The organism is Clostridium sp. SHJSY1, assembly GCF_031626875.1.
Lineage (GTDB): Bacteria > Bacillota > Clostridia > Clostridiales > Clostridiaceae > Clostridium.
On record NZ_JANDMF010000004.1, the window covers coordinates 18140 to 36917 of the forward strand.

Here is an 18778-nt window from a genome sequence, read left to right on the forward strand (position 1 = left end):
TCAAATATAAAATAAGCTCTTAAAATAAAAAAACGCCTCTTAATAAAATAAGAGACGGAATATTTCTTCCGCGGTACCACTCTAATTGCAGTAAATGCCACTTAAATTTCTTAACGCAATTTCTCGCGACTACTTTTTAGGTAGTTTCTCCAAGGCTCTATTCAAACCAATCTATTCATAAGGCTTACACCATCCCTTACTCGCTTCCAAATCAATTAATCCTACTTCCCTTTTCACAGAATCTCTTTATTAAATTCTTTAGTATATTATACATATAAAGAAGATTTTATGTCAATACAGAAATTTATTAACATTATATACTAAATGATAATATAATATTATCTAAGCTTATTTAATTTTAAGAGGCGTTTAATATGGACAAAACTGGAGTCATTATAATCGGTGGTAATTCAATTACTTTTACCCTCACCGAAATTCAAAAAAGTGGCTATTTCAAAATAATTGATGAACTATCTTTTCCCATAAGACTTTATGATGACATTATGAAAAATTATGAAATATCTGATTTAAAACTAAAAGAAACTATATCTATATTAAAAGAATTTAGAAATCTTGCTGATACTTATGAGGTAACCAAACTCATACCAGTATCCACCAGCTTCTTAAATGATGCCATTAATAAAGATATTTTTATCAAAACCATTAAGAAAGAACTTAATATAGAATTATGTATTTTAGAAACTAAAGATGAAATATATTATACTTATCTATCTATAATAAACAGTATTTATTTAGATAATGCTATACTCATTAATATACAAGAAAAAACAACTCATATAATATGGATAACCAATAAAACTATAAAGCACAGTGTCACCTTATCAATAGGTTCAACTAATTTATCATATAACTATAATTTACAAGATAAAATATTGAAAGAAAATATTGATAAGGCTTTAATAAATATTAAAAGTGAGTTAAATAAAATTAGCAAAATAAAAGGAATAAAATTTGATCATATAATTGGTACTGGTGAAACTATTCACTCAGTTGCCAAACTCGATAGGATACGAAAAAAATATCCTCTTGACATATTGCACAACTACATTACAAATGATATAGATATTCAAGATATATATAATCTACTAAAATCTAAAACTCTTACACAAAGAAAAAGGCTGGATGGAATTTCACAAGAAAATGTAGATCTACTAGTTGGGGGAACTCTTTTATTTCAAGAAATAGTTTCATATTTTAATATATCTAACATTACTATATCTAAACCTAGCTTAAAAGAAGGTATTATTTTTGATTATATAGAAAAAAACTTCAATTTAACACAAGATATATTAGACTTAAGTTTAATAGGTTTAGTAGAAGACTTCAACTTAAACCTGTCTCATTCCAAACATGTTTACCATACTACAAAAAAACTTTTTGAATCATTAAAACCGCTCCATAAATTAGGTGATTACTATAATAAAATTATTAAAACCGCATCATATCTTCATGATATAGGTACAAATATAAACTATTACCAGCACGAAAAACATTCATTTTATATAATATTAAACTCCAACATTAATGGCTTAACTCATAAAGAATTACTTCTTAGTTCCGCCATAGCTGCTTCACATAGGAATTTCAGTTATCATCTTTCCTTACCCCAATATTGTTTACTAATAAATAAGCTTAATGTGAAAGCAATAGATGAAATAGGAATTCTTTTAGCTATAGCTGAAAAGTTAAATAGAAATCTTAAAAGTGAAGCAGAAGACCTACATGTAACTATAACTGAAAATTCTGTAATAATAAAAATTTTATCAAAATCTGACTTAAATTTAGAATTTCAACAAATTTCAAAATTATCACGAAGATTTCATGAAATATATGATAAAACTCTTTTAATTTTTAAAGATTAAAAAACAAGCTATCTAAACTAGTTAAGTAATTTAACTGTTCAGATAGCTTGTTTTATTTCAATCTTGCTTTTAAAAACATTGTTTTCATTCCCAATTTAGTGAACTTAGTTTCATATTCAGTCATTATATTTTCTTTAAAATCAGAATTATGTAGGTCATATGTTAAAAATTCTATTTCAAATCCACTTTCTTTGAAATATTCCTGTGAATCATTAAAAAGATTTGTATCATCTGTCTTAAACCACATTTCAGAACCTACCTTCAAGAATTTCTTATATTCCTCTAAAAACCTTGAATGTGTTAATCTCCTCTTATTATGTCTATCCTTAGGCCATGGGTTGCAAAAATTAATATAAATCTTTTCTATCTCATCTTTATCGAAAAGTTCACTTACAAAGCTTATATTTAAAGCTACTAATCTTCCATTATTAATTTCAGGATACTCTTGAACCTTTCTCATAGCATATACTAAAACTTCATCTTTTAAATCAATAGCTACATGGTTTATATCAGGATACTTTAAACAATTTTGTGTTAAAAATCCACCACGTCCACATCCAAGCTCTAGATGTATAGGATTATTATTTCCAAACTCTTCTTTCCACTTGCCTTTAAGTTCTCTTGGCTCATTTACAAACAATTTATTTTCTTCTAATTCTGGTCTCGCCCACCATTTTTTTCTTAGTCTCATTTCTGTCCTCCTAGATTAGTACAACAATCCAAATATTGGTTTTACTATCATTAAAATAAACTGCATTACGTATCCAACTGGGATAGATAAAACTCTTCCTCCCAAAAATATAACTGCAAACCAAATAATCGGTTGATATCTATATAATGTGTCACTAATACTATTAAAAAAATCTGGTTTTAAATCTCTTAACACCCAAAAACCATCTAGTCCTGGAAGTGGTAATAAATTAAATACAAAAAGTGATGCATTAATAGAAAAAACAGCTTGCAACATTCCAATAATAACATTAGAAATTGCACTTGGTAAAAAGCTTGTTTTCATAACAAGTACCATAAATACTCCCCAACATAGACACCCTATAAAAGCTAAAAATAAATTTGCAAGTGGTCCAGCTATACTAACCTTTAGATCATCCTTATAATAATTTTTAAAAACTCTTGGATTTGTTTCTACAGGTTTTGCCCACCCAAAGCCAACAAAAAGTATAAGTAGTGTTCCTAAAGGATCTAAGTGACTTGCAGGATTAAGAGTAAGTCTCCCTTGAAATCTTGGCGTTTTATCACCTAACATATCTGCAACCTTAGCATGAGCATATTCATGAAATGCAAATGCTAAAAGTATTGCAGGAACAATTATAATTTTGCTATATAGAAAATCTGTTAAGCTCATGTTATTCATTAAGTCCATAATTCTCTCCTATTCAAAAAGTATTCTGAAAGGTATTATATCATAAAGTATAGCAAATTGAAATTTATATGACTAAAAACTTCTCTAGAATATTCTAGAGAAGTTTTTAGTTCAAGTTATTTAGTTTCCTTATTAGATTCCTCAGCTAAGTTTTTAACATATAACTTATCATTATCTTTGCTTAAAATCACCTTATTATTCACAGAAATAAATTTACCTGAATAACTTACTTCTACATTTGTAGTAAGGTTTTTTACCTTTCCTTCTAAGCTATTATTAACCAAAATTTCATTTTTGTTATTAATATATATTTCCTTCTTAGATACTCCTTTGTCAAGCTGTACAGTCTTCCATGTAGCTATTTTAGTATCAATAGAACCATAAACTATTTTTGTTATTTTATCTCCAGCACCTAACTCCCCCCAATATACATTATCCTTTGAATCTATGCCTAAAAGTTCATATTTATTAGAATCAGTAAAATTAATTATTGTTGATTTTCCATTTGAATAACTATAAAATTTATTATTTTTTTTGTCTTTATAAATCATATCTCCATTTTTATTGGGATATATTAACAATTCACTAACAGTCATATTTTTTATAGGTATATTTTCAAATTTACCATCAATGTTTCTTCTAACTATAGTTGAAGTACTGCCATTAGTGTTTACAGGTATATATATAACTCCATTTTTTGTTTCTGTTTCAATTCCAACAATCTCCATTCCATTGGTATATGTAATTAGTACACCTTTTTCTGTAAAAGACTTTTCCTTTTTATTATTTGCTGTAAAACCTAATATATCTACAATATTTTTTTTAGAAGAACTCCCCACTTTCTTTTCAGCTATTGTAAGCATATTTGAATCTGAAAGCCATTTACTATACAAAACTTCTCTTTTTTCATCATTTGTTATTATTTCTTCTGATGTACCATTTTTTGTATCTAAAAGATACAATTTATTTTCTACAAAATAAGTCACATATTTACCATCAAATGAACTTTCTATTTTTGTGGCTTCATTTGGTATTGACAAATCCACATTATTTGGTATTACTTCTTTCTTAGGTTCTTGTACTTTAAAATCAGAAGATTGTTTAAAATATACTTTATCTAAATATAATAATCCAGCAGCTTGCATCAGTACTGATAACAAAGCCCATATTATAATTCTTTTGAATCCATTCATATGTTAACCTCTCTAACTTATTTTACTATAACAGCAGTTGGTATATACCTTTCTCCAAGTTCATTTGAAGGAGTATTTATAACTTCCCCATTATAATACATAGTTGTAGACTTACCTCCATCTAATGTAGTAGCTGTCATACAACCTAATTTAATCATTACTTGTTGTGCTTCATCTAAAGTTGCGGCCATTCTACTCCCGCTTTTAGAATCTAAAACTACAAATAGTATACTACCATCACTTTTTTGTCCAATTAGAGTTCTAGGGGAATATCCACCAATACGATATTTCAATTTTGCTGCTTTTCCTTCAACAACCAGAACATCTGTATCAAAACTAACAGCTTCTGTAACTCCTTTTGACAATAATTCATTTTTAGTAAAATCACCAGATATTAAACGACCATTAGCCATAGCAATAGTTCCTTTTTTCGCCCCTGCTGTATCATCATAAATTACATTTCCTCCAGTAATAATCACTCCAGAAGGAGTACCTCCATTTGCAGACCACGCTTGACTATTTGGCTCATCTTGAAACGCTCCGCCATTTATAGCTGCTACTGCGTTATTATTTTCAGCTATCATAGATGTTGTCTCACCTTCTTTTTGAGAAGAATTTAACTTCGATGTATAACCTATTTTAATTCTAAAGGGATCATTTATTGTAAGAACCTGTCCAATAAAATTTTCTCCTTCAATTGTTTTATGATCAATTGTCTCATCATGATTGTTAGAGATACTAATTAAATTTGAATTTGTATCCGTTGAAATATTATTCTCGTTAGATTCTGTTCCTCCTCTTCCTAAAATTTTATTAATTTCTTCTTCTGAAAGAAATGTAGTTGCTAACCAACTATAATGCATTGAACCAACTGCTGTACCAACAAATATAGATTTTGCAGTTTGAAATGGCCCATACAATAATACCAATGGTCCAGTTGCACCTGTAAAAATCAATTCAAAAAACATAAATCCAATTAATAACTTCCAACTAAATTTTCTAATCTTTTTAATCTTTTTTTTCTTTTTTATCTTACTAACATTTTTCTCCATTCGCTGCCTCTCCATTAAAAATTTAATTCTACACTTTATTTTCTCTAATATATAATCGTTTTACAGTAATATCAATATTAATAATATTTTTTTCACTATTTAGCTATTTTTTTTAATATTCATACTAAATTATACTTCAAGTTTTTATAGTTGTAAAATCATATTATAAATTCAGAGTTATTGCAATAAAACATTTACAAAAATATTTCTTACAATTAAAAATAAAATTGAAATAAGGTATAATTTAGACAAAAATAATTATCTAAATTATACCTAAAAACTTTACTGAATAAATTATAAAAAAATGAATTATAAATTACATTTTTTTAAATGTTCTTTTAAAATATCAGCTGACTTTTTTAACTTATCTTTTTCTTCAGTATCAAGAGGCATTTCAATTGTGCTTTTAGCTCCAGTTCTATTAACTATTGTTGGTATAGCTAAATAAATATCCTCTATCCCATATTCTCCTTGAAATAGACTAGAGACAGTTAAAATACTATTTTCATCTCTAAATATTGCCTCTACTATCCTATTAACAGCAAGCCCTATTGCAAAATAAGTAGCCTTCTTTCTACTAATTATTTCATAAGCAGCATTCTTAACATCATTTTCTATTACATCTTTTATTTCATTATCCCATTCTAAATTTCTTTGCTTTGAATATTCATCAAAACTCTCTCCAGCAATACTTGAACTACTCCAAGTTACAACTTCACTATCTCCATGCTCACCTACAACATATCCATGAATATTACTATTATTAACTTCAAAATACTTACCTAATACAAACTTAAGTCTTGAAGTATCTAGCACTGTTCCTGACCCAATTACCCTTCCTTTTGGAAAACCAGATATTTTATAAGTTATATAAGTTAAAATATCTACTGGGTTTGATACTACTAGCAAAATAGATTTAGGACTATACTTTACTAATTCAGGAATAAAGCTTTGAAATATCTTATAATTTTTATCAATTAAATCTAATCTAGTTTCCCCCTCTTTTTGTCCTGCCCCAGCAGTAATTATTATAATATCTGAATCTTTTGTTTCGTCTAACCCACCTGCATAAATATTAACAGGCTTTACAAATGAAGTTCCATGAACTAAATCCATTACTTCTCCTAATGCCTTATCCATATTAATATCATAAATACATATTTCAGTTGCAATCCCACTATTCATTAATGCATAAGCTGTAGTTGCACCTACAAAACCTGCTCCAATTATTGATATTTTTCTTTTACCTTCTTTTATCATAATTACTCCTCCTTGTATATTTTAGTATTATATAAATCTCAAGTAATTGTCTATATTTAATTTAAAATAGTTAATTAATAATTTATAATACATATATTTATCATAATATCATATAATTATTAATTTTTCGTCTTATTTAAACATAAACTAAGTATATAAAATTTAATAAAATTTTATATTTACATTACATCATTATGATATTAATATAGTTAATGGGCTATAAAGACGAAAACTGGAGGTATGATATGGATATAAATATAATTGGTGTCCCATTATTCTATGGCTGTGATAAACCAGGTGTAGACCTTGGGCCTAATACACTTAGAGAAAATGGACTTGTTAATATATTTTCTAAAAATCATAACGTAAATGATTTAGGGAATATTTTTATAAATAATGTGAATACAAATGATAAATTCATACACAGTAAGAAAATGAAATATCTTAACGAAATAGTAGATGCTAATGAACTTTTAGCAAATTCTGTATGGAATAGTTTGAAAAATGATAAATTTCCTCTAGTTATCGGTGGAGATCATGCATTAGCTCTTGGAAGCGTTGCAGCTTCTGGAGAATTCTATAAAGATGATTATGCTGTTATATGGGTTGATGCTCATGGTGACCTTAATACAGAAAATACAACACCATCTGGAAATGTTCATGGAATGCCATTGGCTGCTTCAATGGGATTGGGAGACAATGATTTAACATCAATATTTTCAAAAAGTCAAAAGGTTTCTATGAAAAATGTTTTTATACTAGGTGCTAGAGACCTAGATCAAGGAGAATTAGACTTAATAAAATCAAATAACCTTAATGTTTGGACTATGAAGGCAATAAAGGAAAAAGGGTTAGATGCTTGTATTAATGAAGTTCTTGATATAATTAACAAAAAAAATATAAATAATATTCATTTAAGTTTTGATATAGATTCAATAGATCCATCCTTTGTTCCTGGTACTGGTACTCCAGTTGATGATGGACTAACTTTAGAAGGTGGAAAAAAAATAATTAGTTCTTTATTTATGACAAAAAAAGTTAAATCCATGGATTTTGTAGAGTTTAATCCATTACTTGATAGTAATGATACTTGCTTGAATAGCTGTTTATCTCTTTTAAATACAATTAGTAATTCACTATAGTTCTTAAAGCTTAGGTTGTGATATAATTGTTTTATTGTCACAATAATCTTTAGGAGGAATAAAATGAAATTATTAATTTTTGATACAGAAACTACGAGCATAAGGCCTGGTCATATATGCCAGCTTAGCTATATTACAATAGATGCTTCAACTAAGCCACAAAAAACAGAAGGAAAAAACTTTTTCATAACTGTTGATGAAATGGACCCTTCCGCAGAAGCTATACATGGTTTTTCATTGGAGAAATTATATGAATTATCAAATGGTAAATATTTTGAAGATATGTTAGAGGAATTTGAAAATGACTTTAGAGATGCTGACTTTGTTATAGGTCATAATGTGAATTTTGATATAAAATTTATGAAACATGAACTAAACTGTATGGGAATTGATTATGAACCAAGAAATACTTTTTGTACTATGAATTATTACAAGAATATATGTAAGATTTTACGACCTAATGGGGATTATAAGAATCCAAAGCTAGAAGAAGTTATTTCATTCTTAAATATAAGCAAAGATCAAATTTCTGCTAAAGCTAACCAACTGTTTCAAGGTAGTGGAAATTATCATGATGCTAGATTTGATACTGCTGCAACTTATTTACTAATTATAGAAGGATTAAAAAAAGGATATATTCCTGCTGGTTATTTCAGTTCACAAAACAAAAGAGGTTACTAATAAGTAGCCTCTTTTGTTTTGCTATTCTTTAAATTTATTACTATTCTCAATTCTTTCTTTCACTGTAGGGTGATCATAGGCAAGCCATTTATATAAACTATTAACATTTATAGGTGTTAAATTACTTTCTACAAACTTTAACTCCAATAGACCATTTGTTAAATTATCATGAGTGACTTTCATTGCAAATTCATCAGCTTCTACCTCAGCTTTTCTAGAAATAGCAGTCTCTAACGGTGCTGTTAAAATAGATATTATGCTTAATATTAATAATATCCTTGGAACATTATCAATTATTCTATATTCTCTTCCCTTACTTTTAAGCATAAATATATGAATGGCTAAAACCATCATTACAATTCCTAGTAATCCAAGAATCATGGATTTTTGGATATGATTGAGTTTATAATGCCCCATTTCATGTGCTGCAACTGATAATATTTCTTTTTCACTTAATTTATTTAATGTAGTATCCCAAAATACAATTCTTCTACTATTATGTATTCCTGTCATATATGCATTCATACTTTCTGTTTTATGACTTTTTGGGATAACCTTTATATCTAAATTTTCAATGCCAGCATCCTTTGACAACTCTAAAATCTTATCTTTTAATTCTCCATCTTCCATATCAACAAGGTTATTTTCCATTTCATCAATATATGGATAAACATAATTGCTAATTAAGCTAACTGATACTAATATACCAGATACCCATATATACCATCTCTTCCTTTTTAGAAAAATCAAATATATAACCACAGCAATTGGTAATACAAATATTAAATCTTCTCCTAACCCTTTTATAAAATCACTTAAAAAATTAAAAAAACTTTGATTACTCAAGCCTACTAATCTTGCTCTATAAAAGCTACTAAACAGCACCTTTGGAAATAATAGAATTTCTGATAAAGCTCCATACAATATACATAATACTATTCCTTCTATTATCTTCTTTTTAAGTTTCATCCTCTTAATAAGTTCAATTCCTCCAAAATAGTAAAAAAGTATTGGAGTCCCTAAACTTATGAGTGTTCCACAAAAAAAATATAACTGTGAAAACTCATAATTTGCTTGTACCTTTTTAGGAGTCTCTGGAACTTGAATTTGTCCATCCACAATACTTTCTTCAACTTTAACCTGCTCTGTTAAACCGCTTTTATTCTTAAACTCTAAAGCCATAGTTAAGGCAAATAGTATAATAAATATTAAAGAAAATCCAACCAGTGTCCTTACAAGAAACTTTTTCATTATATCTCCTCCATCCCTTTTTATATATATTCTATCTCTCTTAAAATAATCCATTAACTTAACAAAACATTTCTTACTATTAATTGTAACTTTTGATAATATTATGTATAATTGATTTATAGTTATATTGGGAGGTATTAATATGAATTTCACCACTAAAAATTTCATACACTTTTTATTAGCCTTTTTAGGTATATCAATTAGTTTTTCATTTCTATTTCAGAAAATTTATATAGGTATACCTATAGGTCTTTTTTTATCCATATGTATATTTTATGACCCAAAAAAATATGAAAGCTCTAAGAAAAAATTTGAACATAAACAATCTTCAAATAGTGATGATAATATTTAACATTTAACAAAGCACCAATTACCAAAATTCATTAGTAATTGGTGCTATATTTATTTAGTTATTAATTTCTTATAACTTTCACATACTTCTTTATCCATTGTAGGAACACCTTCTAATGGATATTTCATATTCATCATTTCATATTTGTTTACCCCCAAAAGATGATAAGGTAATAACTCCACTTTTTCTACATTTGGAATATCTGAAATATAGTCATTAAGTTTCCTTATATGTTCTTCTCCATCTGTGTACCCTGGAACCACAACATGTCTTATCCATATTTTAGTATTGTTTCTTTTCATAGCTTCTAAGAAATTTAAAGACTCATCTATCTCCATAAGAGTTATTTTCTTATAGTCTTCTCTTGTAATATCCTTAATATCAAAAAGAACTAAATCCGTATATTTTAATATTTCATCATAGTCTCCAAATCCATATCCTGCAGTATCAATACAAGTGTTTATATCATTTTCTTTACAAAGCTTTAATACCTCTAAAAGAAATTCAGGTTGCCTTAATGGATCTCCTCCTGAAAAAGTAACCCCACCTCCACTTTTTTGAAAATATGGTTTAAAACTTTTAATTTTATTCACAAGCCTTTCAGGTGAATATTCTTCACCTTCATTTACTGCCCATGTATCAGGATTATGGCAATACTTACACCTTAATGCACATCCCTGAAAAAATACCACAACTCTAATTCCAGGTCCATCTACAAGTCCCATTGATTCTATTGAATGAATTCTACCTATAGCCATATTTTCCTCCAATCAAAACTTTCATTTGTTTATATTTTTATTATATAACATATTCTTTAATATAAAAAGGTGAAAGAATATTATGTTTAATATTTTATCTTTAAAGCTTAAAATTCAAGCCTTTATTCTTATTTAAGTCAAATTATCCTAAATTATTGTATACTAGTTGATAAAAAAATAGTATAATTAGAAGAAATTAAAATTTATATACAACTGGTAGGTGTAGAGAATGAAAAAGAAAATTAAATTAATCGTAATTCCACTTATTTTACTAATGATTTTAACAGGTTATGGCATATGGCGCCATTATATTTTTTTAAATAATGAAGTAACTATAAAAAATAATGTACTATCATCTTCTCTTTTACCTGATGATAATTTTACAAGTTCATACAAAGCAAAACTTAATTTTGATGATATGTCAATTAGCAAAGTTTCAGGAGTTACTTTCAATATTCTTAATGACCATAATATAAAAAATATTCCTGTGCTTTTAAAATCTCAAAGATATTATATACCTTTATCATACATATCTAACAAATTGGGATACAAGACTCTGTATAATGATGAATTATATTCTATAATAAGTGATTCTAACAAAATTCTAGTAAATGCTAACTCTAATTCTTTTACAAAAAATGAAAAAACAGGACATTTAAGAGGTAATATACTTTTTAAAGACAATGAACCCTATATATCAATATCTGATATAGAAGAGCTTTTTAATCTTTTTGCAGAATTTGATTTTGACGCAAATAGTATTACTCTTTTAAATAATGAAGTAAAAACTCCAACCCCACAAACTTTAGAAGATGGTAAGAACATAGCTTTATTTAGGTTTGAAGATTTTACTTGTGGTGATTCAAATTTTGTTGACAAAAATCAAACCAAAATTAAAATTATGGGAGATTATCTATTTTCTCAAGGAATTAAATTTCATCTTGGATGGATTCCTAGATTTAAGGCTCCAACTGATGGTATTGATAATGATTTACTGACAAATAACAATATTACTAATGTTGGTTTTATTAATCTTCTTGATTACTTAATTAATAAAGGTTGTGAAATTGGATTGCATGGTTACACTCATCAACATGATGATGAAAGAAGTGCTGTAGGTGAAGAAATGTCTAAAAATGTTAATAGTGATGAAAAATCAACTAGAGAAGTTATTGAAAATGGTATTGATACAGCTAGCGCTCTAAATATTCCAATAAGTTTTTATGAAAGTCCTCATTATAGAGATACTCATTTGCAACAAAAAATAATAGGAGATTATTTTAGATATATTTACGAACCTTATGATAATTCAAAGAAAAATATATATAAATCAGAAGAAGGCAGCTTATTTGTTCCTACTCCGTTGGGATTTGTTGAAAATGGAAGTTCAGCAAGTATAACTAATGGACTGGCTTCAAAGGATAAAAGTGTATTAAAAAGTTTTTTCTATCATCCTTCAATTGAAATTGACTATATAGACTTTAATACAGATAATAATAAACTTAATTATACTATTAGTGATGATTCTCCAATGAAAACAATAGTTAATTCTATTAAAAATAATAATTGCGTGACTATTCATGTAGATGAACTGAAAAAGTCAGACAATTAAAAAAAGTGGATTAAATCCACTTTTTTTTATTCTAAATTAGTATATCCCATTAAGTTTAAATCTACTTCTTTAGCTACTTCACGTCCTTCTCTAATTGCCCAAACAACCAAAGACTGACCTCTATGCATATCTCCTGTTACAAATACACCATCAACACTTGTTTTGTATTTGCCTGATTCTGTTAACACATTACTACGCCCATCGACTTCAACATCAAAAGCCTTAGTAACATAATTTTCACTTCCTAAGAAACCAGCAGCAATAAGTACTAAATCAGCCTCTACTTCATATTCTGAATCAGATATTTCTACCATCATCATTCTACCTGTATCTTCATCTTTCTTACTTTCAAGCTTAACAAGTTTTGCTTTACATACTTCTCCAGCTTCATTAGAAATAAACTCTTTAACTGTTGTTTGATATACTCTTGGATCATGTCCATATACAGCAATAGCTTCCTCTTGACCATAGTCTGTTTTGCAAACTCTAGGCCATTCAGGCCAAGGATTGTTATCAGCTCTTTCATCTGGTAATTTTGGCATCATTTCAAGTTGCATTACCGATGCTGCTCCATGTCTAATTGATGTACCAACACAGTCATTACCAGTATCTCCTCCACCAATTACTATTACCTTCTTATCCTTAGCTGATATATATTTACCATCTTGTAAATTAGAATTCAAAAGACTCTTTGTAGTTGACTTTAGAAAATCTACTGCAAAATAAACTCCTTTAGCTTCCCTTCCAGGTACCTTAATATCTCTTGGATTTGATGCACCACAAGCTAAAATAATACTATCAAATTCCTTCTTGAGCTTTGAAGCTTTATAGTTTGCACCAATATTTGCATTAGTTACAAACTTAACTCCTTCTTCTTTCATTATAGAAACTTTTCTTTCTATAATATTTTTTTCAAGTTTCATATTTGGGATTCCATACATAAGTAATCCTCCAATACGATCTTCTCTTTCATATACTGTTACATCATGACCACGTTTATTTAATTGATCAGCAGCAGCAAGTCCTGATGGACCAGAACCTACTATTGCTATCTTTTTCCCAGTTCTAACTTTTGGTATATTAACTTCTACAACACCATTTTCATAAGCATTTTCAATAATACTTAATTCATTTTCTTTAATAGAAACTGGCGAACAATTAATTCCTGAAGTACATGCTGCTTCGCAAGGCGCTGGACATACTCTTCCTGTGAATTCTGGGAAGTTATTTGTTTTTAATAAACGCTTATATGATTGATCCCAATTATCAGTAAATATCAAATCATTCCACTCTGGAATCAAATTATGCAAAGGACATCCTGTTGTTGCTCCTTTAATTGTCATTCCTGATTGACAAAATGGTACTCCACAATCCATACAACGAGCCCCTTGAGCTTTTCTTTTTTCCTTTGTCAGTGGTGTATGAAATTCATTAAAATTATTTATTCTTTCTTTTGGATCTATAGCTAAACTATTTTCACGTTCAAATTCTAAAAAGCCTGTTGGTTTTCCCATGTTATTTCGCTCCTATCTCTTTGTATTAGCATAAAATGCTTCAATTTGTGCTTGCTCACTGCTAAGTCCTTTTTCTTCCATTTGCACTGTTGTCATAAGCATACGCTTATAATCATATGGGATTACCTTCTTAAACTTCGGTAAATATTCTCCAAAATTTTCTAGTATTTCTCTACCTTTTTTAGAATTAGTATGTTTTACATGCTCTTCAATGATTTCTTTCAATTCTAAAACATCATACTTAGAAGTAACACCTTCAGTTGAAACAAGTTCCTTATTTAGCTTCTTATATAAATCTCTATTTTCATCTAATACATAGGCAATTCCGCCACTCATACCAGCAGCAAAGTTTTTACCTGTTTTTCCAAGTACAATAACACGTCCACCAGTCATATATTCACATCCATGTTCACCAACTCCTTCAACAACAGCAGTTGCTCCAGAATTACGTACACAGAATCTTTCTCCTGCTACACCATTTATAAATACCTTACCACTTGTAGCTCCATATAATGCAACATTACCTATTATAATATTTTCATCTTCTTTAAATTTAACACCTTTTGGTGGATAAACTATTATTTTTCCTCCAGATAGTCCTTTTCCTAAATAGTCATTGCTATCACCTATAAGTTCTAATGTTAATCCTTTTGGAATAAATGCTCCAAAACTTTGTCCACCACTACCTTTACATTTTACAACAAAAGTATCATCTTCCAATGTGTTATGATATTTCTTTGTAATTTCAGCTCCAAATATTGTTCCTAATGTACGATCTATATTTGTTACATCTATTTCAATAGTTTTCTTTTCCTTATTATCAAGTGATAATTTTAATTTCTTAAGCAACACTCTTTCATCAACAGTCTTCTCAAGTTCAAAATCATATACTTGCTTATTATCATAATTGGTATTAGTATAGTTTTCTCCAATATAAGGATTATTTATAATTCTAGAAAGATCTATAGTATTAGCTGCTTTTAATGAAACATTTTCTTTTTGTCTTAATAAATCAGTTCTTCCAATCAATTCGTCAATTTTTCTAATACCTAGTTTAGCCATATATTCACGTAACTCTTGGGCTACAAACCTCATAAAGTTCATAACATATTCTGGTTTACCCTTAAATCTCTTTCTAAGTTCAGGATTTTGTGTTGCAACACCAACTGGGCAAGTATCTAAATTACATACTCTCATCATTACACAACCTAAAGTTACAAGTGGTGCAGTTGCAAAACCAAATTCTTCCGCTCCAAGTAGTGCTGCTACTAAAACATCTCTACCACTCATAAGTTTACCATCAGTTTCAAGAATAACTTTTGATCTTAAATCATTCATTATTAATGTTTGATGTGTTTCTGCAACTCCAAGTTCCCATGGAAGACCTGCATTGTATATTGAATTTCTAGGTGCAGCTCCTGTACCACCATCATAACCTGAAACAAGAATAACTTGTGCACCAGCCTTAGCAACGCCTGCAGCTACTGTACCTACCCCAGCTTCTGAAACAAGTTTAACTGATATTCTAGCATCCTTATTTGCGTTCTTACAGTCATATATTAATTGAGCTAAATCTTCAATTGAATATATATCATGATGTGGTGGCGGAGATATTAACCCTACCCCTGGAGTTGAATGTCTTGTCTTAGCAACCCATGGATATACCTTTCCTGATGGTAAATGTCCACCTTCACCTGGTTTTGCTCCTTGAGCCATCTTTATTTGAATTTCCTTAGCACTTACCAGATATCTTGAAGTAACTCCAAATCTTCCTGATGCAACTTGCTTTATTGCAGAACATTTATTAATGCCATCTTCACCTACAGTAAGCCTTTCTAAATCTTCTCCACCTTCACCAGAGTTTGATTTACCTTGAAGCATATTCATTGCAATTGCAAGAGTTTCATGAGCTTCCTTTGATATAGAACCATAACTCATAGCCCCTGTTTTAAATCTCTTTACAATAGATTCAACACTTTCAACTTCATCAATTGATATACCTTTTTTAGGATAATTAAATTCTAATAATCCTCTTAAATTCCCTATATCTGTTTCACTATTAATAAATGAAGTATATTCTTTAAACGTATCATAATCTCCACTACGAGTTGCTGATTGTAGAAGATGAATTGTTTTAGGGTTATACAAATGTTCTTCTTTTTCACTTCTAAGCTTGTGACTTCCTTCACTATTTAATGTTAAATCAACATTTAGTCCAAGTGGATCAAAAGCTGAAGAATGAAGTTCATCTACCTGCTTTTCAATATCTTTAACACTAATTCCTTCTATTCTACTAACTGTATTAGTAAAATATTTATTTATAACTTCTGAATTAATACCTATAGCTTCAAAAATTTGTGATCCTTGATATGACTGAATTGTAGATATTCCCATTTTGGATGCAATCTTAACTATTCCATGAAGAATTGCATTATTATAATCATCTACTGCAGCATAGTAATCTTTATCAAGCATTCTATTATCAATAAGCTCTTTTATACTTTCTTGAGCCAAATATGGATTGATTGCACAAGCTCCATAACCAAGTAAAGTAGCAAAATGATGGACTTCTCTTGGTTCTCCACTTTCAAGTATCATTGCAACAGAAGTTCTCTTCTTTGTTTTTACTAAATGTTGTTGAAGTGCTGAAACTGCAAGAAGTGATGGTATTGCAACATGATTTTCATCTACTCCTCTATCAGAAAGTATCAAAATATTAGCTCCATCTCTATATGCTCTATCAGTTTCAAGGCACAGATGCTCTATTGCATGTTCTAATGATGTATTCTTATAGTAAGTAATAGGAATAACTACAACTTTAAATCCATCTGCTTTCATATTTTTTATTTTTAGCAAATCAGTGCTAGTAAGTATTGGATTATTAACTTTCAACACCCTACAATTTATAGCTTCTTCTTCCAACAAGTTACCATCTTCACCAATATATACAGATGTTGATGTTACTATTTCTTCCCTGATAGCATCAATTGGTGGATTTGTTACTTGCGCAAAAAGTTGCTTAAAATAATTAAATAACGGTTGTTTCATTTTTGATAAAACTGGTAGTGGACTATCAACCCCCATTGCAGCAGTTGGCTCTGCTCCTGTTCTTGCCATTGGAAGAATTGCAGTCTTTAAATCCTCATATGTATATCCAAAGGCTCTTTGAAGTTTAGCTCTTTCTTCAGGTGAACATTCTTCTACTCTTTTGTTAGGTATAGTAAGATCCTTAAGTCTAATTAAATTACTATCTAACCATTCTCCATAAGGTTGCTTATGTGCATAATATTCTTTTAATACTTCATCATCAATAAGCTCACCTTTAATAGTATCAACTAGTAACATTTTTCCTGGTCTTAATCTTTCCTTAACAAGAATCTTTGCAGGATCAATATCAAGCACCCCAACTTCTGAAGATAATATTAAATTATCATCATCTGTTATATAGTAACGAGATGGTCTAAGTCCATTACGGTCCAATATAGCTCCCATTATATCTCCATCACTAAAAAGAATGGAAGCTGGTCCATCCCATGGTTCCATCATTGTTGCATAGTATTGATAGAAATCTTTTTTAGATTGACTAATACTATTATCCTTGCTCCATGGTTCTGGAATTGCAATCATTACTGCTAGTGGTAATGGCATTCCACTCATAACTAAGAATTCAAGTGTATTATCAAGCATAGCAGAATCTGATCCTTCTTGATTTACAACTGGAATCACTTTATGCATATCATGCTCTAAGTATTTAGATGACATATTTTCTTCTCTTGCAAGCATCTTATCTACATTTCCACGGATAGTATTAATTTCTCCATTATGAACAATAAATCTATTTGGATGTGCTCTATGCCAACTTGGATTTGTATTAGTACTAAAACGTGAATGAACTAATGCAATAGCTGATATATATAATGGATTTTGCAAATCTCTGAAGAATAATCGAAGTTGTCCAACTAAAAACATTCCTTTATATACAATTGTACGGCTAGATAAAGATACAACATATGTATTATCATTACTTTGCTCAAATACCCTACGAATTATATAAAGTTTTCGATCAAAATCTAATCCTTTTGATAAACTATCAGGCCTTTTAACAAATCCTTGCATTATACATGGCATACAGTCAACAGCCTTGCTTCCAAGTACAGTTGAGTCTGTTGGAACTTCTCTCCAACCCAAAAACTCTAATCCTTCTTTTTCTACAATTATTTCAAACATTTTTTTTGCTTGATTTCTCTTTAATTCATCTTGTGGAAAAAAGAACATCCCTATTCCATAATCTCTTTCAGAACCTAAATTTATACCTAAAGGTTTAACTGCTTCTAGAAAGAATTCATGTGATATTTGAAGCAATATTCCAACTCCATCACCAGTTTTACCTTCAGCATCCTTACCTGCTCTATGTTCTAAATTCTCAACAATCTTTAGGGCATTAGCTACGGTTTCATGAGTTTTTATTCCCTTGATATTAACTACAGCCCCAATACCACAATTATCATGTTCAAATCTTGAATCGTATAAACCACCATTTGAACCTTTTTCCATAATATCATTTTCTCTTCTCATACAACCTATCCTTTCTAGTCTTCTTGTTTATAATATATATCTTTTTTTTATTTTTTTAAAGAATTTTGTTTAATTTCTTTATTTTTTTAAGTTAGAACATATAAATCCTTTCATATTTATACAC

The 18778-nt window shown here is 29.0% G+C and carries 13 protein-coding genes and 1 other annotated feature; of the genes, 4 read left to right on the forward strand and 9 right to left on the reverse strand.

The features are described from left to right. Positions 1–47: 47 nt before the first annotated feature. Positions 48–246 (reverse strand) — a binding site (T-box leader). Between the two features lie 128 nt (positions 247–374). Then, positions 375–1883 (forward strand): Ppx/GppA phosphatase family protein, encoded by a 1509-nt coding sequence (locus tag NNC19_RS03565; RefSeq protein ID WP_310937240.1) that lies wholly within the window; start codon positions 375–377, stop codon positions 1881–1883. A 52-nt stretch (positions 1884–1935) separates the two neighbouring features. Here NNC19_RS03565 and trmB read toward each other — a convergent pair whose 3' ends face one another. From trmB to NNC19_RS03590, 5 genes are all read right to left on the reverse strand, one after another. Further along, positions 1936–2574: a tRNA (guanosine(46)-N7)-methyltransferase TrmB gene (gene trmB / locus NNC19_RS03570; RefSeq protein ID WP_310937241.1), complete on the reverse strand. Its 639-nt coding sequence runs from the start codon at positions 2572–2574 to the stop codon at positions 1936–1938. A 15-nt stretch (positions 2575–2589) separates the two neighbouring features. Beyond that, positions 2590–3264, reverse strand: coding sequence for a site-2 protease family protein (locus tag NNC19_RS03575; RefSeq protein WP_310937242.1), 675 nt, complete (start codon positions 3262–3264; stop codon positions 2590–2592). A 116-nt stretch (positions 3265–3380) separates the two neighbouring features. Continuing rightward, positions 3381–4457, reverse strand: a complete 1077-nt coding sequence (locus NNC19_RS03580) for a hypothetical protein (RefSeq protein WP_310937243.1) — start codon at positions 4455–4457, stop codon at positions 3381–3383. A gap of 17 nt (positions 4458–4474) precedes the next feature. Continuing rightward, complete coding sequence (locus NNC19_RS03585; protein ID WP_310937244.1) at positions 4475–5509, reverse strand: phosphodiester glycosidase family protein; 1035 nt, start codon at positions 5507–5509, stop codon at positions 4475–4477. A 309-nt stretch (positions 5510–5818) separates the two neighbouring features. Beyond that, positions 5819–6769, reverse strand: a complete 951-nt coding sequence (locus tag NNC19_RS03590) for an L-lactate dehydrogenase (RefSeq protein ID WP_310937245.1) — start codon at positions 6767–6769, stop codon at positions 5819–5821. Between the two features lie 245 nt (positions 6770–7014). On the opposite strand from NNC19_RS03590, the gene rocF reads away from it, so the two are divergent. Beyond that, a complete protein-coding gene (rocF, locus tag NNC19_RS03595) occupies positions 7015–7911 on the forward strand; it encodes an arginase (protein ID WP_310937246.1) in 897 nt (298 codons plus the stop codon). A 63-nt stretch (positions 7912–7974) separates the two neighbouring features. Continuing rightward, on the forward strand, positions 7975–8592 hold the full coding sequence (locus tag NNC19_RS03600; protein WP_310937247.1) for a 3'-5' exonuclease: 618 nt from the start codon (positions 7975–7977) through the stop codon (positions 8590–8592). A gap of 21 nt (positions 8593–8613) precedes the next feature. Here NNC19_RS03600 and NNC19_RS03605 read toward each other — a convergent pair whose 3' ends face one another. Both NNC19_RS03605 and pflA read right to left on the reverse strand, forming a co-directional pair. Further along, the gene (locus NNC19_RS03605) at positions 8614–9843 is read right to left on the reverse strand and encodes a M48 family metallopeptidase (protein WP_310937248.1); all 1230 of its coding nucleotides are present in this window, start codon (positions 9841–9843) and stop codon (positions 8614–8616) included. Between the two features lie 402 nt (positions 9844–10245). Next, entirely contained in the window at positions 10246–10953 is a 708-nt protein-coding gene (gene pflA / locus NNC19_RS03610) for a pyruvate formate-lyase-activating protein (protein WP_310937249.1), read from the reverse strand. Between the two features lie 229 nt (positions 10954–11182). On the opposite strand from pflA, the gene NNC19_RS03615 reads away from it, so the two are divergent. Next, a complete protein-coding gene (locus NNC19_RS03615) occupies positions 11183–12565 on the forward strand; it encodes a DUF2334 domain-containing protein (protein ID WP_310937250.1) in 1383 nt (460 codons plus the stop codon). Between the two features lie 26 nt (positions 12566–12591). On the opposite strand, the gene NNC19_RS03620 is transcribed toward NNC19_RS03615, so the two are convergent. Further along, complete coding sequence (locus NNC19_RS03620) at positions 12592–14079, reverse strand: glutamate synthase subunit beta (RefSeq protein ID WP_310937251.1); 1488 nt, start codon at positions 14077–14079, stop codon at positions 12592–12594. A gap of 12 nt (positions 14080–14091) precedes the next feature. Continuing rightward, positions 14092–18654, reverse strand: coding sequence for a glutamate synthase large subunit (gene gltB / locus NNC19_RS03625; protein ID WP_310937252.1), 4563 nt, complete (start codon positions 18652–18654; stop codon positions 14092–14094). Positions 18655–18778: the final 124 nt, after the last annotated feature.